The organism is Brasilonema sennae CENA114, assembly GCF_006968745.1.
GTDB lineage: Bacteria > Cyanobacteriota > Cyanobacteriia > Cyanobacteriales > Nostocaceae > Brasilonema > Brasilonema sennae.
In genome coordinates this window covers 2,588,894-2,611,840 of the sequence record NZ_CP030118.1, presented here as the reverse complement: position 1 = coordinate 2,611,840, position 22,947 = coordinate 2,588,894, and the positions used below count along the sequence as shown (strand labels likewise).

Annotated in this window: 22 protein-coding genes and 1 pseudogene; 10 read left to right on the top strand and 13 right to left on the bottom strand. The window is 42.1% G+C overall.

Features of this window, described 5'->3' with window-relative positions; genetic code table 11:
- Window positions 1–24: 24 nt before the first annotated feature.
- The 7 genes from DP114_RS11200 to DP114_RS11170 all read right to left on the bottom strand — a co-directional run bounded on the left by DP114_RS11200 (window position 25) and on the right by DP114_RS11170 (window position 5,476).
- On the bottom strand, window positions 25–306 hold the full coding sequence (locus DP114_RS11200; RefSeq protein ID WP_171976105.1) for a nitrogen fixation protein NifZ: 282 nt from the start codon (window positions 304–306) through the stop codon (window positions 25–27).
- Window positions 290–1,429, bottom strand: coding sequence for a homocitrate synthase (gene nifV / locus DP114_RS11195; RefSeq protein WP_169266002.1), 1,140 nt, complete (start codon window positions 1,427–1,429; stop codon window positions 290–292). The genes DP114_RS11200 and nifV overlap by 17 nt, the downstream gene beginning before the upstream one ends.
- Before the next feature lie 531 nt (window positions 1,430–1,960).
- Entirely contained in the window at window positions 1,961–2,158 is a 198-nt protein-coding gene (locus DP114_RS11190; protein WP_169266003.1) for a DUF2949 domain-containing protein, read from the bottom strand.
- A 428-nt stretch (window positions 2,159–2,586) separates the two neighbouring features.
- Window positions 2,587–2,832 (bottom strand): Asr1405/Asl0597 family protein, encoded by a 246-nt coding sequence (locus DP114_RS11185; RefSeq protein ID WP_169266004.1) that lies wholly within the window; start codon window positions 2,830–2,832, stop codon window positions 2,587–2,589.
- A gap of 2 nt (window positions 2,833–2,834) precedes the next feature.
- Complete coding sequence (gene cysE, locus DP114_RS11180) at window positions 2,835–3,599, bottom strand: serine O-acetyltransferase (protein ID WP_169266005.1); 765 nt, start codon at window positions 3,597–3,599, stop codon at window positions 2,835–2,837.
- Between the two features lie 658 nt (window positions 3,600–4,257).
- Complete coding sequence (locus DP114_RS11175; RefSeq protein WP_171976104.1) at window positions 4,258–5,202, bottom strand: NAD(P)-dependent alcohol dehydrogenase; 945 nt, start codon at window positions 5,200–5,202, stop codon at window positions 4,258–4,260.
- A gap of 100 nt (window positions 5,203–5,302) precedes the next feature.
- A complete protein-coding gene (locus tag DP114_RS11170; RefSeq protein ID WP_169266007.1) occupies window positions 5,303–5,476 on the bottom strand; it encodes a P-loop NTPase family protein in 174 nt (57 codons plus the stop codon).
- A gap of 892 nt (window positions 5,477–6,368) precedes the next feature.
- Between DP114_RS11170 and nifB the strand changes: the two genes are divergently transcribed.
- From nifB to nifD, 7 genes are all read left to right on the top strand, one after another.
- Window positions 6,369–7,835: a nitrogenase cofactor biosynthesis protein NifB gene (gene nifB, locus DP114_RS11165; RefSeq protein ID WP_171978163.1), complete on the top strand. Its 1,467-nt coding sequence runs from the start codon at window positions 6,369–6,371 to the stop codon at window positions 7,833–7,835.
- Between the two features lie 200 nt (window positions 7,836–8,035).
- Window positions 8,036–8,377, top strand: a complete 342-nt coding sequence (locus DP114_RS11160) for a DUF362 domain-containing protein (protein WP_169266008.1) — start codon at window positions 8,036–8,038, stop codon at window positions 8,375–8,377.
- A 268-nt stretch (window positions 8,378–8,645) separates the two neighbouring features.
- Window positions 8,646–9,860, top strand: coding sequence for a cysteine desulfurase NifS (gene nifS, locus DP114_RS11155; protein ID WP_171976103.1), 1,215 nt, complete (start codon window positions 8,646–8,648; stop codon window positions 9,858–9,860).
- 186 nt (window positions 9,861–10,046) lie between these two features.
- Window positions 10,047–10,952, top strand: a complete 906-nt coding sequence (gene nifU / locus DP114_RS11150; protein ID WP_171976102.1) for a Fe-S cluster assembly protein NifU — start codon at window positions 10,047–10,049, stop codon at window positions 10,950–10,952.
- 211 nt (window positions 10,953–11,163) lie between these two features.
- On the top strand, window positions 11,164–11,520 hold the full coding sequence (locus DP114_RS11145; protein WP_169266011.1) for a group I truncated hemoglobin: 357 nt from the start codon (window positions 11,164–11,166) through the stop codon (window positions 11,518–11,520).
- Between the two features lie 342 nt (window positions 11,521–11,862).
- Entirely contained in the window at window positions 11,863–12,753 is an 891-nt protein-coding gene (gene nifH, locus DP114_RS11140; RefSeq protein WP_169266012.1) for a nitrogenase iron protein, read from the top strand.
- A 132-nt stretch (window positions 12,754–12,885) separates the two neighbouring features.
- A complete protein-coding gene (gene nifD / locus DP114_RS11135) occupies window positions 12,886–14,352 on the top strand; it encodes a nitrogenase molybdenum-iron protein alpha chain (RefSeq protein ID WP_171976101.1) in 1,467 nt (488 codons plus the stop codon).
- 186 nt (window positions 14,353–14,538) lie between these two features.
- Here the strand turns inward: nifD and DP114_RS11130 are convergent, their stop codons facing one another.
- The 5 genes from DP114_RS11130 to DP114_RS11110 all read right to left on the bottom strand — a co-directional run bounded on the left by DP114_RS11130 (window position 14,539) and on the right by DP114_RS11110 (window position 18,581).
- Window positions 14,539–15,414, bottom strand: a complete 876-nt coding sequence (locus DP114_RS11130; protein WP_169268707.1) for a toll/interleukin-1 receptor domain-containing protein — start codon at window positions 15,412–15,414, stop codon at window positions 14,539–14,541.
- Between the two features lie 396 nt (window positions 15,415–15,810).
- Complete coding sequence (locus DP114_RS11125) at window positions 15,811–16,044, bottom strand: hypothetical protein (protein WP_171976100.1); 234 nt, start codon at window positions 16,042–16,044, stop codon at window positions 15,811–15,813.
- A complete protein-coding gene (locus DP114_RS11120; protein WP_169268709.1) occupies window positions 16,044–16,331 on the bottom strand; it encodes a type II toxin-antitoxin system HigB family toxin in 288 nt (95 codons plus the stop codon). The genes DP114_RS11125 and DP114_RS11120 overlap by 1 nt, the downstream gene beginning before the upstream one ends.
- Window positions 16,332–16,457: 126 nt before the next feature.
- Window positions 16,458–17,036: a hypothetical protein gene (locus tag DP114_RS11115; protein ID WP_169268710.1), complete on the bottom strand. Its 579-nt coding sequence runs from the start codon at window positions 17,034–17,036 to the stop codon at window positions 16,458–16,460.
- Window positions 17,037–17,417: 381 nt separating this feature from the next.
- The gene (locus DP114_RS11110) at window positions 17,418–18,581 is read right to left on the bottom strand and encodes a PIN domain-containing protein (protein ID WP_169268711.1); all 1,164 of its coding nucleotides are present in this window, start codon (window positions 18,579–18,581) and stop codon (window positions 17,418–17,420) included.
- 302 nt (window positions 18,582–18,883) lie between these two features.
- Here DP114_RS11110 and DP114_RS11105 point away from each other — a divergent pair, with 302 nt between their 5' ends.
- Window positions 18,884–19,435: an REP-associated tyrosine transposase gene (locus DP114_RS11105; RefSeq protein WP_171976099.1), complete on the top strand. Its 552-nt coding sequence runs from the start codon at window positions 18,884–18,886 to the stop codon at window positions 19,433–19,435.
- Between the two features lie 94 nt (window positions 19,436–19,529).
- On the opposite strand, the gene DP114_RS11100 is transcribed toward DP114_RS11105, so the two are convergent.
- A complete protein-coding gene (locus DP114_RS11100; protein WP_171976098.1) occupies window positions 19,530–20,948 on the bottom strand; it encodes a site-specific integrase in 1,419 nt (472 codons plus the stop codon).
- Between the two features lie 110 nt (window positions 20,949–21,058).
- Here DP114_RS11100 and DP114_RS11095 point away from each other — a divergent pair.
- Both DP114_RS11095 and nifK read left to right on the top strand, forming a co-directional pair.
- Window positions 21,059–21,223: pseudogene (locus tag DP114_RS11095) on the top strand (nitrogenase molybdenum-iron protein alpha chain); the annotation flags it as partial.
- 167 nt (window positions 21,224–21,390) lie between these two features.
- Window positions 21,391–22,926: a nitrogenase molybdenum-iron protein subunit beta gene (nifK, locus tag DP114_RS11090; RefSeq protein ID WP_171976097.1), complete on the top strand. Its 1,536-nt coding sequence runs from the start codon at window positions 21,391–21,393 to the stop codon at window positions 22,924–22,926.
- Window positions 22,927–22,947 lie beyond the last annotated feature (21 nt).

The window sequence follows — 22,947 nt, the reverse complement described above, 5'->3', positions numbered from 1 at the left end:
TTCAGAAAAATAAGTTTATGAGACTTACTCAGTCATTTCTTGCCCTTTCTCAACAAGTTCTAATTCTTTTTTGAGACAACCTATGACAAATCCTTTGTCCAAAAAATGGACTGCATAGATATAGGATCTTTGTAAATAAGTGCCTATACTAGCAACGTAGCCAGTATCTCCTTTTGTCGCTAAGATAACTCCAATCTCTTGACCAGGAAAAGTGCCATCGTTCTTAATAACTTTACGCAATCGGACTTTATCACCAATGTTAAAAGCTGGTGGTTCTTCTAGTTCTATTTCATCTGATGGTCGCATGTGAATACCTCTGTTGTTCTTGTACTAAATCCAACAGTTCTTGCACGGTTAAACTGCGTTTTTTCTCTACTGATTCTTGTCTTACCGCATCTAAAACAGATTGAGTTTCTTGTGAACTCAGAAAAATACCATGCTCTTGCAGGATACTAGATAATAAATGCCGACCAGAATGCTTACCCACAACCAAACGCCGCTCCCAGCCTACTTCTTGGGGAGCAAACGGCTCGTAAGTGGTGGGGTTTTGCAGTACGCCGTGAGCATGAATACCAGCTTCGTGGGCAAAGGCATTCTCACCAACAATTGCCTTCCAAGGTGGTACATGAGATCCTGATGCAGCCGCAACAAGTCGAGACAGTTCTAATAAACGAGGGGTTTCAATACCCAAATTAACGCCGTATATACGTTTAAGAGCCATGACAACTTCTTCTAAAGCTGCATTTCCGGCTCTTTCGCCTAACCCGTTCACTGTAGTATTGACTGATAAGGCTCCAGCTTTAAGACCAGCAAGAGCGTTGGCAGTTGCCAAGCCAAAATCATTGTGAGTGTGAATTTCTACGGGAATGACTAAAGCCGATACTAATCTTTTGACTTTAGTGTATGTGCTGAAGGGGTCGAGAATGCCTACTGTGTCACAAAAACGAAACCGTGATGCACCCCATTCTTGGGCATATTGCGCAACATCGAGAAGGAAGTTTTCATCAGCTCTAGAAGAATCTTCTCCTCCTACCGACACCCAAAGACCTTTATCAAGAGCAAAGTTAATGCTATCTCTCAATTGTTGCAGAGTGACTCGCCACTGACCATGAAATTTAGCAGCGATTTGGATTCCAGAAACGGGAATAGCGATATGCACTCGCTTCAAACCGCAAGCTATGGAAGCTTGAATATCAGAAATGACAGCGCGATTCCAGCCAAGCAGTTTGGCTTGCAAATCTAACTGAGTAATTGCTGATATCGCTCGTGTTTCTTCCTCACCCATCGCCGGAATACCGACTTCCAACTCATGAACGCCGATGGTATCGAGAAATTTGGCGATCGCGACTTTCTCTTGTAAGTTGAAGGCTACTCCTGCTGCTTGTTCGCCGTCGCGTAGTGTTGTGTCATTTACCAGGACTTGATTCATCTTAAAAACCTCTGAGAAAATGATGAATGATGACAAGCATTGAACTCAGACTAATTGGAACCAGAACCGAGAATCTTTTTTTGGTGATTTCGGTTTATCTGGAATCCAATGCAAGTAAATTTACACGGAGATGAATCACTCTTGTGTTGTCAAATTTATTCCGTGAATTTTAGGAATATTCTGATTTTTGTATTTTGACTTTTCACCCAAATATTACTATTCATAGTTGATAATTCTTGCTCTATCTGTATGCCATCAAACAAGAATTTGGTATCAACTACAAATTGTTATTATCTGGTGGTGATTCTGTCTCACCAAATAGCATATGACTGAGATACGTATTCGCAAGTCCGGAAAACACTAAAATGCTCAATCCGGCTATTAAGGTAGAAATCATCGTCACATCCTCCTAAAGTTATTCAGGATTTGTAGATCGTCATTTTGACCGCACATTGGAATTTATACAGTCTTCTTAAGTTTTGAATATTTTAATGATTGGTGCTGATTTTTATCAGCTAAAATTTGAATTGTTTAACTTTGGTCTTCTAGCCAATCTAAAATGCGCTCTAGCTGTTCTATATCAACTAAGCCATACTGCCAAAGAAGCATTGATAAAGGACTATTATCTAACTCATGTTTACGTAATGCTACAGAAATATCCATAGTTGAAAGTGCAAATTCCTTTTCTAAAAAATCAATAAATTTTACATGAGTTTGATGGTTTGCCATAAGAGAAAGTTTTACCAAAACTATAAAGTATAAAGGTATAAGGATAAAGGATGTAGACGCTACAGATACTTTCCCAGGGCGGGAGAAACCCCCGTACCGCAAGGCGGAATTCAACATTCAACATTCAAAATGCTTATGATGTAAGCTTTTGGTTGATTTTGAATGGGTGCTTCATTAGATACTTTCCCAGGGCGGGAGAAACCCCCGTACCGCAAGGCGGAATTCAACATTCAACATTCAAAATTCAAAATGCTTATGATGTAAGCTTTTGGTTGATTTTGAATGGGTGCTTTATTGATGCGCCCCGTGTACTAGTAGGGTAAAAGAAAAATTTTAACATCTGAACGTCAACCTAACCCTTCATACTTCTTTTCACACCTCACGCCTGTTTTCAGGCTTGCTGATCTCAAATGAAAATCGTCAAAAATTTAAACCTGCCAACATTTTTCTAGCCAATCGATTAATTCTTGGCGACTTCCCATAAATTGCAGTACGGTACTGCGGACAAGAATAGCTGTCAGACAACTATTCACTTGTACCCGCAAAGAACCATCAGGATGACACCAACAGTTGATCATTAATTCTTGCAAGCGGTGACAGATTTGTCTGCGATCGCTCACGGGGATCTGCACAATATGCTCGCCTGAGGCTTGGAAACTACACGATTGCAACATAGTTAACGTTCCTTTATCACCAATTCTTTTTCCGTTTTCTGATTTGTAAAGGTTTCTAGCTTTTGTTCGAGTTGCTCAATACGTTCGAGCAAAGAACGAATGACACTCGCTTCTAAATCGGGTAGTTTTGCGTGTTCTAGGGGAGAGAGCTGTTCATTTTGCTTGCGAGAAACAATCCGTCCTGGAACTCCCACAACAGTGGAATCTGGTGGAACATCGCGTAAAACAATGGAACCTGCACCGATGCGGACGCGGTCGCCAATCTCAATATTGCCCAAAACTTTTGCACCCGCCCCTACAACGACGTTTTTCCCCAAGGTAGGATGGCGCTTACCACTTTGTTTTCCTGTTCCACCAAGGGTGACACCTTGGTAAATCAGCGTATTGTCGCCAACGATAGCAGTTTCGCCAATGACAACACCCATACCGTGGTCGATAAACACACCCTTGCCAATCTCCGCACCCGGATGAATTTCAATTCCTGTCAGAAACCGTCCTAAGTGAGAAATCAAGCGGGGGATAAAAACCACTCCACGACTGTGCAACCAATGAGCAAGCCGGTGCAAAGATAGTGCATGGAATCCAGGGTAACAAAACAGTACCTCCAGCCAATTGCGTGCTGCTGGATCTCGCTCAAATATGATGCGAAAATCACTTAATAACGCCTCAAAAGAAACGCCAGAAAGCATAGCAAAAAGCGGGTGGGAATCGCCGCCCAGCATTTTTGCAATTTTTAAATTCCTGATATAGTCGAGGGGCTGTTGCATCAGTTTTGCAGGAATGAAAATAGCGGTGTGCTATATTCTCTGCTTATATCAGGTGTTTGCAAAGATGGCTGTGTCTCTAACGCCGATTGAATTTATTGAATTGATTAAAGCTGTACTCAAGTGTGTGTGAACCTTGATTTAATGCAAATTTAAAATTTGTCTTGGGGTAGGGGTACTAGTATTTCCAGGATCGGGGTACTTGAATTTATGGGGGAGAGGACTAAGTATTTTTGTACTCAATAGAAATTGGCTTGCCATAAGACTTTTCTGCTGTTTAGGCAAGATATTTTCGCATAAATTAACAAGATTTCATCTGTACTCAGACATAAGACGAAAGAGCTATATACAAAAGTTCTGTATATGCAATTACTATTTATTATAATATTCCTACAATTGAAAAAAGACAAGTTTTACTATTTGATCTGATGGTTTTTATCTGTAAGTACAGATACTATTTTGTGTATGTAGAATTGTAGTTTGATTAACGGTTAAATCTATTTTATCCCTTTAGATAAGAATTTTGAGTGTTTTATATAAGAAAAAGCAATATCTTTATGCATTTTCTGCATCTTCTCGAAATGAAAAAACCTGCAAATGCAGGCTTATCTAGTACAATTTTCGACTGTTATTTTAAGAATTCCCACAAAAGTTCCACACATTAATTGGCAACGGTAATGGCAATTTTACCTACTGCTCGCTCTGTTTCGCTATATGTATGAGCGGCGGCGAGTTCTTGTAGAGGGTAGGTGCGATCAATCACTGAGCGCATTTTACCAGTCTCAATCAACTCTTTTAGGTAAACTAAGTCCTGAGTATCAGGTCTTTCAAGGATAAATGTTGCTTTTTTACCAGGAATCAGCGCTGTCAAAATAATCTGGACAAAGCTTTCAAGGCTGGGGAGTGTCGTCACGTAAATTCCATTGGGTTTTAGAGCTTGTTTACAACCAGAAAAGGACTGCTTAGCAACTGCATCCAAAATGATGTCGTACTGCCCTAATTCTTGGGTGAAGTCTTGTTGTGTATAGTCAATAATGCGATCTGCTCCCAAAGATTTTACGAAATCAATGTTTTTTGTACTGCAAACTGCGGTTACTTGTGCACCATACGCCTTAGCAATTTGTACTCCAAAAATACCCACACCACCAGAAGCGCCATTCACAAGAACGCTTTGATTTGGCTGAATCTTCCCCAAGTCTCGCAGCCCTTGCAGTGCAGTGAGTGCTGCTACGGGGACAGAAGCTGCTTCTTCATAAGTCATGTTTGTTGGTTTAAGAGCAGCATTATTTTCTGGAACGGCTGCAAATTCTGCATAAGCTCCTCCCAATGGACTAATAGAGCCGTATATAGCATCTCCGGACTTAAATTGCGTAACTTGAGAACCAACTTCTATCACTTCTCCCGACAAATCAAACCCTATAATCATGGGAAATTTGTTACCCGTGATAAATTTCAACATTCCTTTGCGCATTTTCCAATCAACAGGATTAACGCAAGCCGCATGAACTTTGACAAGTAACTGATTCGGTTTAATTTTCGGAGGTTCTACATCTTCGTACTCAAACACCTCAGGGGAGCCATATCGACGGATAACCACTGCTTTCATAGTTTTACTCTTGGTACCCTGATTTTTGGGCAGAATTAGGACAATATTTTTTCTCAGTGTAACGAGAGTATGGTGTTGGTAGCTTTTCACCCAACATCTCTTAGGCATTCTCTGGCGAAGCCAAAGAACGAGGAATGTCTTGTAAAAACTGCCTGACTGCTTTTGGTGAACGCAGAACTATAACTTGCGATCGCGGTGTTAGCTGGCTCAGTTTTTCCAAAATGCCAGGACGACTCCAGAACCAATAATCATGATTTTCTTGACTTAAGACCAAGTTATGTTCAAAGATATCTTTATTCCAGATTCCACTTGTTCAAACTCCGTTAGTTGAGATATTATTCTATTAATAGGTCAAATCAACTGGGTAAGAAACCTTATTTTTCTTGATTACGCCTGAAAGCTAGCCAAATTCATCAGGGAAAGCCTATCAATATCTAGTAAAGATCAGCATACCAACTAAATATTAAAAAAAACTTAAATAGCATTTTTTCTTCCCAAAGAATGATATTCTGTATACAGAATTGAATTTCGCAAATTTCTGGAGTAACGCTCCTTGATCTGCTCCAGATTTCCAAAATCCGAATTTTTTTCTCTTCAGGCAGTGCTCTAGCTATTATTTCACCACCCTTTGAGTACAAGGTGAAAAACCGAAAAAAAAGCTAAGATTGCGCTCAAGTCCTTGCAGGGATTGGTTTTTGTATGAGTACAGAAATACTTGTCCCCACTTCCATAAATACTCGAACCTCAACTGAAAAATTCTAGTACCCCTACCTGGAAAAAAATTTTGTGACTCCTCAAATGCATAAAGGGTAAAGGTTTTTAGTATTGAGTACAAGTCTAATCAATCCAATAAATTCTATCCAGAACACAAGCGCTGCCCTTATTCAAGACAACTGATATAAAACTTATATCGCCAACACTTAAAGCGCAAACAAAAAACAGCGCAGTGAGTGAGTGGAGGGATGAGATAGCACCATGCCCCTGTGAACAGAAGTCGCGCCTTTACGCGATCGCCCTTAAGTCAAAAAGCGTTGACACACTACCAGCCCTTGAAAACTTTGGGTAAACAGCGCAATACAAGACGCGGCTTCGATTCTTAACTCAACAGAGTGGCTATGGCATCTTCCACGGTGGCAACGTTAGTACCTGACCTTTTGCGAAATTCAATGACACAACAGTTTACAGGACTCGTTACCCCAGTAGTAACAGAATCCACTCCAACCAAAGCAAAATCCAGCGGTTGCGGCGGATGCAACGATGATAGCAGCGCCACTGTGGAAATGGAGGAAAAGCTCAAACAACGGATTGCCCAGCATCCCTGCTACAGTGAAGAAGCCCATCACCACTATGCAAGGTTGCACGTTGCAGTTGCCCCTGCTTGCAATATTCAATGCAACTACTGCAATCGTAAATACGACTGCGCTAACGAGAGTCGTCCTGGAGTGGTGAGTGAATTGCTGACCCCAGAAGAAGCAGCACACAAAGCTTTAGTAATTGCAGGCAAGATTCCTCAATTAACCGTGTTGGGAATTGCAGGTCCTGGCGATCCATTAGCAAATCCAGAGAAAACTTTCCGCACTTTTGAGTTGATTGCAGAAAAAGCGCCAGATATTAAGCTTTGTCTGTCAACTAACGGTTTAATGCTGCCTGAGTACATTGATCGCATCAAACAACTCAACATAGATCATGTTACTATGACTATTAACATGATAGACCCAGAAATCGGGGCAAAAATTTATTCTTGGGTTCACTACAACCGCAAGCGTTATAGAGGCATCGAAGGAGCAAAAATTCTGCACGAAAAGCAGATGGAAGGATTGCAAGCCCTTAAAGAAGCTGACATTTTGTGCAAAGTCAACTCGGTGATGATTCCGGGTATTAATGATCAGCACCTGACAGAGGTGAATCAGGTCATTCGCTCCAAAGGCGCATTCCTTCACAATATTATGCCGCTGATTTCTGCACCAGAACACGGCACCCACTTTGGATTAACTGGTCAGCGCGGTCCCACACCAAAAGAAGTGAAGGTTGTGCAAGATAATTGCGCTGGTAACATGAAGATGATGCGTCATTGCCGTCAGTGTCGTGCTGATGCAGTCGGTCTTTTGGGTGAAGATCGCAGCCAGGAATTTACTAAGGATAAATTCATGGAAATGACTTCAGAATACGACCTAGAAAAACGTCAAGAAGTTCATGCAGGCATTGAGAAGTTTAAAGAAGAACTCAAAGCAGCCAAAGAAAAGGCTCTCACTGCTGTAGAAACAAGCAATGGCGCATCTGTAGAAAGCAGTCCAATCTTAGTTGCAGTCGCCACTAAAGGTGGTGGATTGGTTAACCAACACTTTGGTCATGCCAAGGAATTCCAGATTTATGAAGTTGATGCCAATAAAGTTTCTTTTGTTGGACATCGAAAAGTTGACCACTATTGTCAAGGCGGATACGGCGAGAAAGCCACTCTAGAAAATATCATTCAAACAATAGCTGATTGCAAAGCAGTATTGGTCTCTAAAATGGGTGACAGTCCCAAAGAAAAATTGCAACAACTCGGAATTCAGACGGTTGAATCCTACGATGTGATCGAGACAGTTGCTTTAGAATTTTATCAGCAATACCTTCAGGAACAAGGGAACTAAAAGACCAAAAGCATGCCCTTGAGTGAAGCCTAGACGTCGTTGGGCAGCTTATTGAAGGATAGGGTCGAAAGTCAAAAGTTAGAAATCTGAGGAATTTTTAACTTTTAACTTTTCACTTTTCCTTCTCCCCATTACCCAATATTTAGTACTCACTACCCAATTCCCAATCCACAATTTATAAGATAATAAGGGGAATAGTCATGACTTATAAAATTACCAGCAAGTGCATTTCCTGCAAATTATGTCTTTCTGCCTGTCCCACTGGTGCAGTCAAAATAGTTGACGGTCGTCACTGGATTGATCCTAACCTATGCACAAACTGTGATAATACGACTTACAGTGTCCCTCAGTGTGCGGCTGGTTGTCCCACCTGCGATGGTTGCGTCAAAGAACGTGGGGATTACTGGGAGTCTTGGTTTACCACTTACAATAAACTCATAACAAAACTAACAAAAAAAGAAGAATATTGGGACAACTGGTTTAACTTATATTCCCAAAAATTTTCTGAGCAAATTCAGAAACGTCAAACATCAAAAGTCTAAGCTTGAACCAGTAAACAGTTATCAGTTTGAAGAAGAATTCAGCAATTCTGAATTCAGTATTCAGAAGCAAGAAAAAAAGAATTGCGACTTCTGACTCCTGAACGGCAGGCGCTACCCTGCGGGAAGCCCTCCGGCGTCTACAAGCCGGGAAACCCGTCCAACGCGCAGCCTCCTCCTGACTCCTTCACTGTTCACTGATAACTGTTCAACGGATATCTTATACAGATTTTCAGAAATTTTTGGTTGTAATCAAATTAAATTGGAAGCAATGCACAAAGACTGCATATATCTAGACAATAACGCCACCACCAAGGTAGATCCAGCAATTGTAGAGGCGATGCTGCCCTACTTCAGCGATTATTACGGCAATCCCTCCAGTATGCACACCTTTGGTGGGCAAGTTGGTAAAGCAGTAAGACTTGCACGAGAACAAGTGGCTGCTTTGTTGGGTGCTGAGGAATCAGAAATTATCTTTACCAGTGGAGGAACTGAGGGAGATAACGCCGCTATTCGTGCAGCGCTTTTGGCACAACCCCAAAAGCGACACATTATCACGACACAAGTCGAACACCCAGCAGTGCTGAATGTCTGCCAACAGCTGGAAACTCAAGGTTATTCTGTCACCTATCTATCAGTGAATCGTCAAGGGCAGTTGGATTTAAATGAACTGGAAGCCTCATTGACAGGCAATACTGCCCTAGTGACAATTATGTATGCCAATAACGAAACCGGTACGGTTTTCCCAATTGAGCAGATTGGGTTGCGCGTAAAAGAAAGTGGCGCACTCTTCCATGTCGATGCGGTGCAAGCTGTGGGTAAAATTCCCATGAATATGAAGACGAGCACCATTGATATGCTCACTCTATCTGGTCATAAAATGCATGCACCCAAAGGAATTGGTGCATTGTATCTACGACGCGGAGTTCGGTTCCGTCCCATGATTATCGGCGGAGGACAACAGCGCGGTAGAAGAGCAGGAACAGAAAATGTTCCAGGAGTTGTTGCTTTAGGCAAAGCAGCTGAACTAGAATTATTACATCTTGAAGAAGCGACAGCCAGAGAGAAGCAGTTACGCGATCGCCTTGAGCAAACTCTGATCAACACAATTCCCAACTGCGAAGTCAATGGTGATCCAGCAAACAGATTACCAAACACCACCAACATTGGTTTCAAATATATTGAAGGTGAAGCAATTCTTCTCCACCTAAACAAACACAACATTTGTGCTTCATCCGGTTCTGCTTGCAGTTCTGGCTCTTTGGAACCCTCTCATGTTCTGCGAGCAATGGGCTTACCCTACACCATTTTGCATGGTTCCATTCGCTTCAGCCTTTGCCGTTACACAACAGAAGCCGAAATTGATGCAGTTCTGGCAATTATGCCTGATATTGTAGAGCGTCTACGTGCCCTCTCACCCTTCAAGAATGATAATGTCGGTTGGCTGCAACAACAAGAAAAATCAGTGCTTGGTGTAGGCAGATGAGGAACAGAAGGGAGAAAACAGGAAGCATAGGAACAGGGAAAACCCACCAGAGGGAGAGGAAGAATCCGCCGGACATTAACTCTTTATCTCCCTTGCGTCCTGCCTTTTCGAGAGAAAGCTCCCTACCCCCCCCAACTTTCCAATAATCCAATCCAATGTTCAAAATCAACAAATCTGAAATCGGCTATGTGGGACTATACAGATAAAGTGATGGATCTCTTCTACAATCCCAAAAATCAAGGGGAATTAGAAGACTCTACAGAACCTGGAATCAAAATTGCTGTTGGAGAAGTCGGTAGCATTGCTTGTGGAGATGCCCTGAGACTTCACTTGAAAGTTGAGGAAACAACTGAAAAAATCCTCGAAGCTCGTTATCAAACCTTTGGCTGTACGAGTGCGATCGCATCTTCTGAAGCTTTGGTAGATTTAATCCAGGGTTCAACCCTAGACGAAGCCCTCAAGGTAACTAACAAAGAGATTGCCGACTATCTTGGCGGATTACCACAAGCAAAGATGCATTGCTCGGTGATGGGACAAGAAGCGCTAGAAGCAGCTATCTATAATTACCGAGGTATTGCTCCCGAAGTTCATGAAGACGATGATGAAGGAGCGCTAGTTTGCACTTGTTTTGGCATTAGCGATACAAAAATTAAGCGTGTGATTAGAGAAAATAATCTCACCACCGCCGAAGAAGTCACAAATTATGTCAAAGCAGGTGGCGGATGCGGATCTTGTTTGGCAACGATTGATGATATAATAGAATCTGTACGGCAAGAATCTGCTGCCCCTTCAGGTAATTCCTTGAAAAAGAATACGGCTAGTCAGCAAGCCGAAAAACCTCTGACACCAGTGCAGAAAATTGCACTGATTCAAAAAGTCTTAGATGAAGAAGTCAGACCCGTTCTCATAGCCGATGGCGGAGACGTAGAACTGTACGACGTAGATGGTGATTCTGTAAAAGTTCTGCTCCAAGGTGCATGTGGTTCGTGTTCTTCTAGCACAGCAACACTAAAGATTGCAATTGAATCTAGATTGCGCGATCGCGTGAGCAAAGACCTTGTCGTAGAAGCGGTTGAGCCATCATTGCTTTAAGACTTACGCACTTTACAATTCTACTGTAATATGCATTACCCTGAAACACCAAGTAGGATTTGACTCATATCATTGTCTTCCTTATCAACCCTTGAGTTCTACTAAAAACTGACAGCTAAATTCACTAGCTTTGAGTAACAAGAGTGAAGGTTTTTAGCGCTCAAGTGCGCGAATTTCAGTATCCAACCAACTCGCTTCAAAGGAAAAGGATATGAGCACATTATTCGACCAACTTGGTGGACAACAGGGTATTGAGCAAATAGTGGATGATTTCTACAAACGCATCATGGCTGACAACACCCTTAATCACTTTTTCGCTAATACAGATTTGGACAAGCAGCGTCGTCATCAAGCTGCTTTATTCTCTCAGATCTTTGACGGTCCAAACCAATACACGGGTCGTCAAATGGAAAAAGTACACACGGGTATGAATCTACAGCAACAACACTTCGATGCGATTGCAAAGCACCTTGGTGAGTCACTAGCTCAGCGTGGAGTGTCGTCAGAGGACACAAACGCTGCACTTGCTCGCGTCTCAAGTTTGAAGGACGCTATTTTGAACAAGTGATGTCAAAGCTACGAATTCAAAATTCGCTCCTTCAAAAACAGAACTGAATTTTGAATGTTTGAGTAGCGAGGGTCAAGTCTTACTTGGTGTTTCAGGTTTATGCATATTCGGATGCATTTGTAAAGAAAGTCCCAACCAAATTTAACGAGGATAAATGATGTTCTTGCTTTGGATAGTTTCAGGGGTAGAGCGATCGCCACCGGCGGGCACATAGTGCCAATGCCACCTGATTCGTTCTACACACAGTCAACGCTGTAATTCTAATAGGCGTGACTCACAAAAAGCAAAGACCCACCAAACCAACCAATTAATTAGCAATCTAATTGCAGGAGAAAACTCATCATGTCCGAGGATAAAATCAGACAGATAGCATTCTACGGTAAAGGCGGTATCGGTAAATCTACCACCTCCCAAAACACCCTTGCCGCTATGGCAGAAATGGGTCAGCGCATCATGATTGTGGGTTGCGACCCAAAAGCAGACTCTACCCGTTTAATGCTGCACAGCAAAGCCCAAACCACCGTGCTTCACCTCGCCGCTGAGCGGGGCGCAGTAGAAGATTTAGAAATCGAAGAAGTGTTGCTCACCGGCTTCCGTGGTGTTAAGTGCGTGGAATCTGGTGGTCCTGAGCCTGGTGTAGGTTGCGCCGGTCGTGGTATTATCACCGCCATCAACTTCTTGGAAGAAAACGGTGCTTACCAAGACTTAGACTTCGTCTCCTACGACGTGTTGGGTGACGTTGTCTGCGGTGGTTTTGCTATGCCTATCCGTGAAGGAAAAGCACAAGAAATCTACATCGTGACCTCCGGTGAAATGATGGCGATGTACGCTGCTAACAACATCGCTCGCGGTATTCTCAAGTATGCTCACTCTGGTGGCGTGCGCTTGGCTGGTCTGATTTGTAACAGCCGTAAAGTTGACCGGGAAATCGAACTCATCGAAACCCTGGCGGAACGGTTGAACACCCAGATGATCCACTTTGTACCTCGTGACAACATCGTTCAACACGCAGAATTGCGTCGGATGACCGTCAACGAGTACGCACCTGACAGCGACCAAGGTAACGAATACCGCGCATTAGCTAAGAAGGTCATCAACAACACCAAGCTCACCATTCCTACACCTATTGAAATGGACGAGTTAGAAGCCCTACTCGTAGAGTTCGGTATCCTCGACGACGATAGCAAGCACGCAGAAATCATTGGCAAACCTGCAGAAGCTACTGCCAAGTAAGCAATGCCCTAGGGTGGGCAAGCAGCCCACCTTTGAAGACAGAAGAATAAAGAATGAAATATAAATGGTTCACTCTTCACTCTTCACTCTTCATCCTTCCTTCTCATCAGTAATTCACCAGCAAGGAACACTATGACATATACAGATGACAAAAAATCTTCCGAGCAAGATCCAAAAGCGCTCGTAGAACAAAGAAAACAAGTAGTTAAAGAAGTTCTAGACGCTTACCCCGACAAAGCTAAGAAAAAGCGGGAAAAGCATATAAACGTATACGAAGAAGGCAAGTCCGACTGCGGCGTTAAGTCCAACGTCAAATCTCTTCCTGGTGTGATGACCGCTCGTGGTTGTGCTTACGCTGGTTCTAAAGGTGTGGTCTGGGGTCCAATTAAGGACATGATCCACATCAGCCACGGTCCTGTCGGTTGCGGTTACTGGTCTTGGTCTGGTCGTCGTAACTACTACATCGGCACCACAGGTGTTGACACCTTTGGCACCATGCACTTCACTTCTGACTTCCAAGAACGGGATATCGTCTTCGGCGGTGACAAAAAACTCATAAAACTAATCGAAGAACTCGAAGTACTCTTCCCCCTCAACCGTGGTGTCTCAATTCAATCTGAATGTCCTGTCGGTCTGATTGGGGATGACATTGAAGCTGTCGCCAGAAAATCATCCAAAGAGATTGACAAGCCTGTTGTTCCCGTGCGTTGCGAAGGCTTCCGGGGTGTTTCTCAATCCCTCGGTCACCACATTGCGAACGACATGGTTCGTGACTGGGTGTTCACCAGATCTGACAAAGAAAAAAAAGAAGGCAAGCTGCAATTCGAGTCTACTCCTTACGATGTCGCAATCATCGGTGACTACAACATTGGTGGTGATGCTTGGGCTAGCCGCATCCTGTTAGAAGAACTCGGCTTGCGCGTAGTCGCCCAGTGGTCAGGTGATGGCACCATCAACGAGATGATGCAGACACCAAACGTCAAGATGAACCTGATTCACTGTTACCGGTCGATGAACTACATCAGCCGTCACATGGAAGAAGCTTACGGTATACCCTGGTTGGAATACAACTTCTTTGGTCCTACCAAGATTGCTGCATCCTTACGGGAAATCGCTTCCAAGTTTGACGAGAAGATCCAAGAAAACGCTGAGAAGATCATCGCCAAGTACCAGCCAGTGATGGATGAAATCGTTGCCAAGTATCGTCCAGGCTTGGAAGGCAAAACTGTTGCCATGATGGTTGGTGGTTTGCGTCCTCGCCACGTTGTTCCCGCTTTCCAAGATTTGGGAATGAGAATGATTGGTACAGGTTATGAGTTTGCTCATAATGACGACTACAAACGTACCACCAACTACATTGAAAACGGTACTATCGTTTTCGATGACGTTACTGCTTACGAGTTCGAGGAGTTTATCAAAGCACTCAAGCCCGACCTCGTCGCTTCTGGTGTGAAAGAGAAGTATGTCTTCCAAAAGATGGGTCTTCCTTTCCGTCAAATGCACTCTTGGGATTACTCCGGACTTAGCGATGGCGCAGAAAAGTCAGGTAAAGAAAGGTTTTTTAGCGTTAAGACCAAAAATAATCTATTTTTAGCCTAAATGTGAGCTGTAGGGTTATCTAGGAACAATCTTTTTTTGATGCTTCAGACAATATAACTCTTATCGAGTCTGGTTTTAAGGATTTGCTTGAATTTTGCTTACATCAAAACTGTTAAATTAAAAACTATTTTCAATGAGATTTTTTTAGATTAAATAAAGTGATGGACATTCAAAAAAATCTCCATTTTACATTCCATAGTATTTTGCACTAAAGCCTACCGTTAAAGGAGCTTCATCATATAAACAAGAAACACTTATTTTTAGCTTTTTTCTATGATCATAATAAGTGTGGAAGTGTGTCTGCTTTCGTACAAGCTCTAGTTCATACGGATTTATACTAAGCGAGCCAAGTATTGGTACTGAGTCAAACTCTTGTGTTTGCAAATGAGGTGCTGTTTTCTTCAGATCAATTTCAACATAATTGATGAAATTACCCTCAGCTTCAAGGAGCATATGACAATCATCATTATCAATAATTATATTGCCGATTTCATTCGGTCTTTGCCCCACAGCAGTTGAGGCGGAGGCAATGCTCATACCTATATATTGGAATGGTCTGTGAAATGGCTTACTAAATATAGGAAGATTTATGATCGCAGCTTTGTTCAATGCTTGCCCCAAGGTAGCAGCAGTAAGACTGCTTTCAAGAGCATTTTTATTAAACACAACCTCAATACTACGCACAAGTTTTTCAAAAGCATCTTCATACCGAGACTCTTCGGTAAAATCAGCATACAACTTACCAAGTAAAAAATCCGGTAATTCACATTTCCGATACATAATCGGAAGAACTTTAACTCTTTTCCTCATAATCTCTTGGTTCATAGCTACATCCACTTCTCGCTGTACCCAAGACGAAGCAATTGAATTTGGAGATAAAATAACAGCAACATAGTCTACTTTATCCAAACCACTTCTGATTTTTCCTATTAAAGATTCTCCAACTTTTATTTCAGCTTCATCAAGCCAAATTTTAACGCCGTGGTTGTCCAAATCTCTTGCAAGTTTCCTGACAAAAAGTTTGTCTTCCTTGTTGTGGCTAAGAAATACACTTACTGTCATTTATGTGCATACTCCATTTAGATACTAAACTAGTTACTAGACTGACATTTTCCGTCTCATACTTAGATTAGAATACTATACAAAAAGTTTCCGTCTAATTACCTAATTTGGGGTGGTTATCCAGAAATTTTCCATCTAATATTCCTATTTGGACATTAGATGGAAATTGTCCATATATTTACCCTAATTGAGTCTGTAATTGAAACAGTATCAGTTTCTTAGAGCAAGTTTAACTGCGTTGGCGCAGTCCGTCGTATACATCGCCTAAATCTTGTCGATTTAGGGATTGTGTGTGAGACGCACAAGAAGTAAACCGTTGTAGCGATTGCCTACGGCAGAGCTACGCTTAACGCCTTCGCTCGACAACACGCTACTGCATATTCATACTGGATGAAGTTAAGAGATCGCCTCTAACTCAGGAATTTGTTCAGTTTCATAGTTTTCGATTAAGACACCAATGACTTCCATTAGAGACGCCAGCGGATGGCTTTCATCTTCACCAACTTGATCGATAAGGCTATCAAGCATCTCGACCAAGCGATCATATTCCTCTTCGGTGTGAGGAACAAAGACGTTTTCGGCAATGGACGACCAAGCAATGATGGTTTGATCAAGGTTGAAACTTTGCATTATTCTTTCCACTTTCCTTCGTCATATTCTGAATGCGTTAACACAGCCCGGATGTAGACTTTTTGGCGGTTGTAGTGAATTGCGGCAATGAGTCGAACTTTGTTGCCGCCAATGTTAAATACAGTCAATTTACCGACTTGATCTGCTGATGGAAACATTTCACGGAGTTCCACAAATGAGGCAAACTGATTTTGCTTCACCAATTGATACCATTGAGCCAGAGCGTTCTTTGTATCTGGATAGAGTTTAGCAAATTCATTGAGTCGTTTACGAGTAATCACATGCATGTGAAAATCCCTGATGTCTTAATAATTCTGTCATCTATCTCACTCCGCTTCCATCGCTAATCTTGTATTTTAATCATTTCTCTTTTTACTTTTTACTTTTATCTTTTGACTTTTTAATTTTGTGGTTCAGTCTGGGAAAGCTGCACCAGTCATTGGATCACGGATATACAGCCCTAGTGTCAAACTACGCATCATTTCATCCCAAACAGATATTAGCTGCTCTGCTTGATCTGCCCAATAATCGAATGTTATCAAGCACTGAACATTCGACCCTAAACCAATGCAAGTCCGCGAAAAAGCTTCGCGTGGCTCTGCTTGGGTGTCGATAAATTTGATTTCTGTCCACACAATCCTGGCGGTTTGGCGCTTGATGGTAAAGATTTCTCCCGATTCAATGACGTTACGACTATCGTCTTCTATGACTTTCTTCAAGGTAGATTTTAACGGAAACTGGCTCCAGTCATTGGGTGGTAGGCGATTGAAAGATACTTCCAGGCAGCAATCATCGTTGGGGGGTTTTCTATCGAGGAACTTGAACGATTTTTCTTGTGGCTCAAAAACCCAATTCTGGGGAACATTGAAGCGAACAACTCCCCGATCTGCTACAAAAATCTTGTAACCTGATGGAGATTCCCAACGATGATCGGGTTTTAGTTCAAGCGTTTCTTTAATCCACTGGAGATTGCTTTTTTTACGCTTTGCCATAGTGTTTTTGCAAATTTGCTGATGAGGGCGATCGGCTTACAGCAGTTTTCACTTATTTAGACCACATTATTGCGTTCTTATTTGCACTTTTGCGCCTTTGCGTGAGGCAAAAAATGTGGTTCATTTACCTGAAAATAGCTGTAAGTTGGGTTGTAGGCGATCGCCCACTTTGTTAATCGTATCAAATTGCTAGTAAGGTGCGTTGCGCTTTGCGACAACGCACCCTACGCGAGGGATGCGATCGTACTGCGTATTTAGCAATTGTGGGTAAGGTGCATTTTTGTTGCAGTTGAAAATGTTATTTAGCCAAGGTTTTGCCTCGGTTGCATCCAAACCAACGGCTTTCAGCAGCCTGCTGCAACAAGGTTGTTGTGCCGCTTTTCAGTAATCATAGTCCTCGTCCATCCAATCTGGCGAAATCTCGCCAAAATCAATGACATCAGGGGCTGTGATCTCAATTTCAACATCATCCACTTCAACCTCCGCCCCGATTTTATCCAAATCTCCTATGAATGAAACTAAGATATCTACGTCTAAATTAGTTTGAATATTTGCACTACCACTCCCCATTGGAACATCGTCTTTATCTATAGAGTCGTATACGGAAAATGAAAAACTACACTCGATATTGACATCAACGCCTAGCTTTGCTTCAACTACCAAACCATCATTATCAAAATTAACTGGTCTAAATATTAGGTTGGGAGGTTCAAATAACTTAAACTCAAAGCCATTAAAGATTACTTCTGTCGAGTCTTGTTCATAAATGTAAGCAGAACTTGCCTCTGGATAAATTTCAAGCTCGCCCATTTTATCCTCCAAGGCATTAGAGATGGCTTCTTTTACATCCTCTAGTTCACCCTTCTCATATCTTTCCGACAAATCTCTACAAATATCGTCGGCATTTGGAAGTTGAAATAGTCCTAAAGCTCCTGCAAAATCATCAATAGCAATAAGCCTTTCAGAGCTTTTGCAAAAGTTTTTCCAATCATTATCAGATGTGACAACAATAACTTTTGTTTGGTTTTCATTAGCCCATGTCTCCAAAGACATTAAAGCAATAGCATCAGGAAATTCGTTTTTCTTTTTCCCTGTCTCTGAGAATGGTGGTCTGGCTTTAAAGTATTTTTGTATTAACTCCCCAACCATTACATAGTTTTGAGCCTCAACTATCTCTAAAGATGTAAACTTTACAAACTGATTAAATCGCTCAAACGCAATTTCCTGTGCTTCACGCCCACTAAAAACTATTTCTTTTATGTCTTCGATCTTCTGATTCTCAACCTGCCAATATTCCTTGGCTTGTTTCAGGGATTTCTCAATTTCCTTTTGGGCGTCTCTTGTTTTCTCTATTAGATGTGATAAAGTCTCTTCCCTGACCACTTCGGAAAGAATCAGTCTTGTAGAACTATCTCGAAATTGTTCTAATTGCTTAAACAATCCTGACTCTAACCTCAAACCTTGAGCATGAAAAATTGATGTATCTAAGGTAATAGCCCCAAACTGCCCTGTTCGGACAAGATTTTTCAGTTCATTTAAGTCCATCTGTGTAACTTAAGTTAAGACAATTCAAAGGAGGCATAACATTGAAAACTAATAGATGATTTTAGGATACCTTTTTACCTATCACCCAGCGGCATAACTATTTATGAGACGGAAAATTTCCGTTTCATTACCCGATTTGGACAGTTATTTGCAATTTTTTATTTTACCCACATTTAGATATTATACAAAAAGTTTCGATTTAATTACTTAATTTCGGGTAGATAGTAGGGTGCGTTGTCGCAAAGCGCAACGCACCACATCAATTATGGGCATCCTAAAAAAAATGCCATCCCCTCACCCCCATGCCGAACTACCGCAGATCTAATATTCCTGGTGGCACCTACTTCATCACCCAAGTTACCTACCAACGACAACCCTGGCTTTGCTCTGATGCTGGGCGTACTGCTTTACGCGCTGCCCTTCAACATGTCCGACAGAATTACCCTTTCTCTATTGATGCCTTTGTTCTACTGCCTGATCACTTTCACAGCCTATGGACTCTGCCTGCGGGAGATAGCAATCTATCGATACGAATGCTTTTGATCAAACGCTTTGTAACTAAATATTACGGGCATGAGCTAGGACTTGATGTCGGTATTTCCCGTTCGCGAGAAAAGCGAAAAGAAGGAAATCTATGGCAACGTCGTTTCTGGGAGCATTTGATTCGAGATGAAGTTGATTTTGCCAATCATTGCGATTACATCCACTACAATCCTGTCCGGCATAACTTTTGTGAATCACCGCAACAATGGGCTTTTTCGAGTATTCATCGTTTTATCCAACAGAAAATTTACCCGTTAGATTGGGGTGGCGGTGGTGAGGCTCAGCTTTCGTCAAATATTTGGGATGTTTGAAATTGTGGTGCGTTGCGCGTTGCGACAAGGCACCTTACATGATCGAGCGATCGCGTTTCCTTCTATATGTATTTTAGCTGATTCATGAGTGAATTTAACTCCGCTTATAAACCAACTCCAACTTCAACATTTCATTCTCCAACTTCAACATTTCATTCTCCATCCTCAGCTTGGCATTCTCCTCCTTAATTAACTCAATTTCATTCCTCTTACTCAAAGCCTGATTAATCGCCAACTTCCGCATATCTAGCGAGAACCAACGCTGATAAGTTTGAGTATGAACTTGCACACTATGTCCCAAATTATCCGCCGCTGCTTTGATTGGTATTCCTAGAATATGCGCTCGAATTGCCCAAGCGTGACGTAAATCATACGGCTTAAAATCCAATCCGATTTTCCGGAACCACCAACTCACTCGTTGGGTTAATGCTGTTATCTCTGCATGTTTATTCTTGTCTTTTTTACTAATTGCTGTTGCCAGCATTTCTAAATATTTAGGATTTTTTAAATCAAACTCCTCAATCCATTGTTTCTGTAATGGTAATGCTTGTCTTTCTCCAGTTTTACAATCTTTATGGACTTTCCATGTCATATCTGCATTCTCTTCGCTTAACCACCAATCGATATCAGGATTGATAAAAAGCTCCCGTGGGCGTAAACCAAAAACTGCTAACATTCCATAAGTCCAGCGCCAAAGTTGCCAACTATCTTTCACATCTGGATTAACTTGATTACCTCTGTTATTCAGGTAATCTGCAAACTTGATAATTCCTGCGGAGATTTCCACATCGGTTGGTATCTTCCGGGAATTATTCTCCGGCATTTTGGAATATTTAGATAAATCAATTTCAATTTTGAATGTTATGCAAAATGCAGATATAGCTCTTGTCGCGTTATATCTAGCCCATTCTTTATCGATTTTCTGAATAGAATTTATCAAATTTTCAGAATTTGCTAAATCTTGAGAATTAGTAAATCGCTTTGTTCGGGAATAATAATAAAAAAAAGTATGTTCACTTTTTGTTGTTCGTTTATGATTTTTAAAATATTCTTCTTCAAAGTTTTTGAGTAATTCTCCTATTGTTTTTAATTCTTTTGGATTTGCCTCATTTCCCAAATATTTCTCATTCCATTCAAAGGTTTTTCGAGCAATTAACTTTCCTAATTCGTAGGATTCCTCCTCAGCCGTCTTGAGTCCATCCAAGTTAGCGGGAATATTCAAACTGATATTGTATTGCTTTCTCCCAGTTCCATTTGTGTCTTTGTCTCCCGGTTTAAGTGGTAATGTAGCACGTAACTGCAAACTCCCATTTGATTCCCTAATTGTCACTTTTGTCTTTGCAGACTTCAAACGTTGATTAACTTTCTCTAATTCTTGTAGTACTTTTGTTCTCATATGCTCTCTTTGCTGCTGGGCTTGCTGACTGGAGCCAAGGAAACTTCCATCTGTAGATGAAACTGGCTCCAAATCTTCAAAGGCTTGCTGATACTTGTCTTTACTCTGTTTTTCCATTGCAGTCTTTTTAGCCTAAAATTAGCCTAAAAATAAATGTGTTATCAACGAACAATGTCTAATTATTACATTGCTTGTTATAAACATTAGGCTATTTCAAGCTCTTGAACCACCAAAAGGATTACTCCGGTCCTTATCACGGTTATGATGGCTTCGCTATCTTTGCTCGCGACATGGATCTAGCACTCAACAGCCCCACCTGGGGATTAATCGGCGCTCCTTGGAGCAAGAAAGCTAAAGCTGAGGCTAAGGCTGAAGCTAAGGCTGTCGCCTAAGGAATACCTCGTTACCAGGCTAAGCCTGGTGACGCATTCGGGGAGGCTGTACCTCCTCCGTAGCAAACAAGATTCGTGAGGCTATGCCTCAGCCTAGGCATTCCCAGGCTCAGCCTGGGAACTAAACCACAATTAACCAACCCACTAGCTCGCTTGGAGATAGAGAAATGCCTCAGAATCCGGAGAAAATTCAAGACCACGTGGAGCTATTCCACCAGCCAGAGTACCAACAGCTATTTCAAAACAAGAAAGAGTTTGAAAACGGACACGACCCTGAAGAAGTAAAAAGGGTTGCAGAATGGACCAAGAGTTGGGAGTATCGTGAAAAGAACTTCGCTCGTGAAGCATTGACCGTTAACCCTGCTAAAGGTTGCCAACCATTGGGCGCAATCTTCGCTGCTGTTGGTTTTGAAGGTACTCTACCTTTTGTCCAAGGTTCCCAAGGTTGCGTTGCTTACTTCCGCACCCACTTAACTCGTCACTACAAAGAACCGTTTTCTGGCGTATCTTCTTCCATGACAGAAGACGCAGCGGTATTTGGTGGACTGCAAAACATGATTGACGGCTTGACAAACTCCTACCAACTGTACAAGCCGAAGATGATCGCTGTCTGCACCACCTGTATGGCAGAAGTTATCGGTGATGACTTACAGGCTTTCATCAACAACGCCAAAAAAGCTGGTGCAGTTCCTCAAGATTTCCCAGTGCCCTTTGCTCACACTCCTAGCTTTGTTGGTTCCCACATCACAGGCTACGACAACATGATGAAGGGTATTCTTTCTAACCTGACTGCAGGTAAGAAGAAAGAAACCAGCAATGGCAAAATCAACTTCATCCCTGGTTTTGACACCTATGTTGGTAACAACCGGGAAATCAAGCGGATGTGTAATCTGATGGGTATCGATTACACGATACTGGCAGATAACAGCGACTATCTGGATTCACCCAACACAGGTGAGTTTGATATGTACCCAGGCGGTACTCCCTTGGAAGAAGCTGCAGATTCAATTAATGCGAAAGCAACTGTTGCTTTACAAGCACACTCTACTGCCAAGACCCGCGAATACATTCAAAAAGAATGGAAGCAAGAAGTTGTCGTTTCTCGTCCTTGGGGTATTAAGGGTACTGATGAGTTGTTGATGAAACTCAGTGAACTGACTGGTAAACCCATTCCCGAAGAACTGGAAATTGAACGCGGTCGGGCAGTCGATGCGATGACTGACTCCCATGCATGGGTTCACGGCAAGCGCTTCGCTATCTACGGTGAGCCTGATCTCGTGTACTCTATGGTAGGCTTCATGCTGGAAATGGGTGCTGAACCCGTGCATATCCTTGTTCACAACAGCAATGAAAACTTTGAGAAAGAAATCAAAGAGTTGCTGGATTCTAGCCCTAATGGTAAGAGTGCTACTGTTTGGCCTGGTAAAGACCTGTGGCACATGCGTTCTTTGCTGTTCACCGAACCTGTAGACTTGCTCATCGGTAACACCTACGGTAAGTACCTGTGGCGCGACACCAAGATTCCCCTCGTGAGAATTGGCTACCCCATCATGGACCGCCACCACCTGCACCGCTACTCTACCATCGGCTATCAAGGGATAATCAACTTGCTCAACTGGATTGTGAATACAATCTTCGAGGAAATTGACCGCAACACAAACATTCCTTCTAAGACAGATATTTCCTACGACTTGATTCGTTAGGAATTGTATTCACCTGCGACG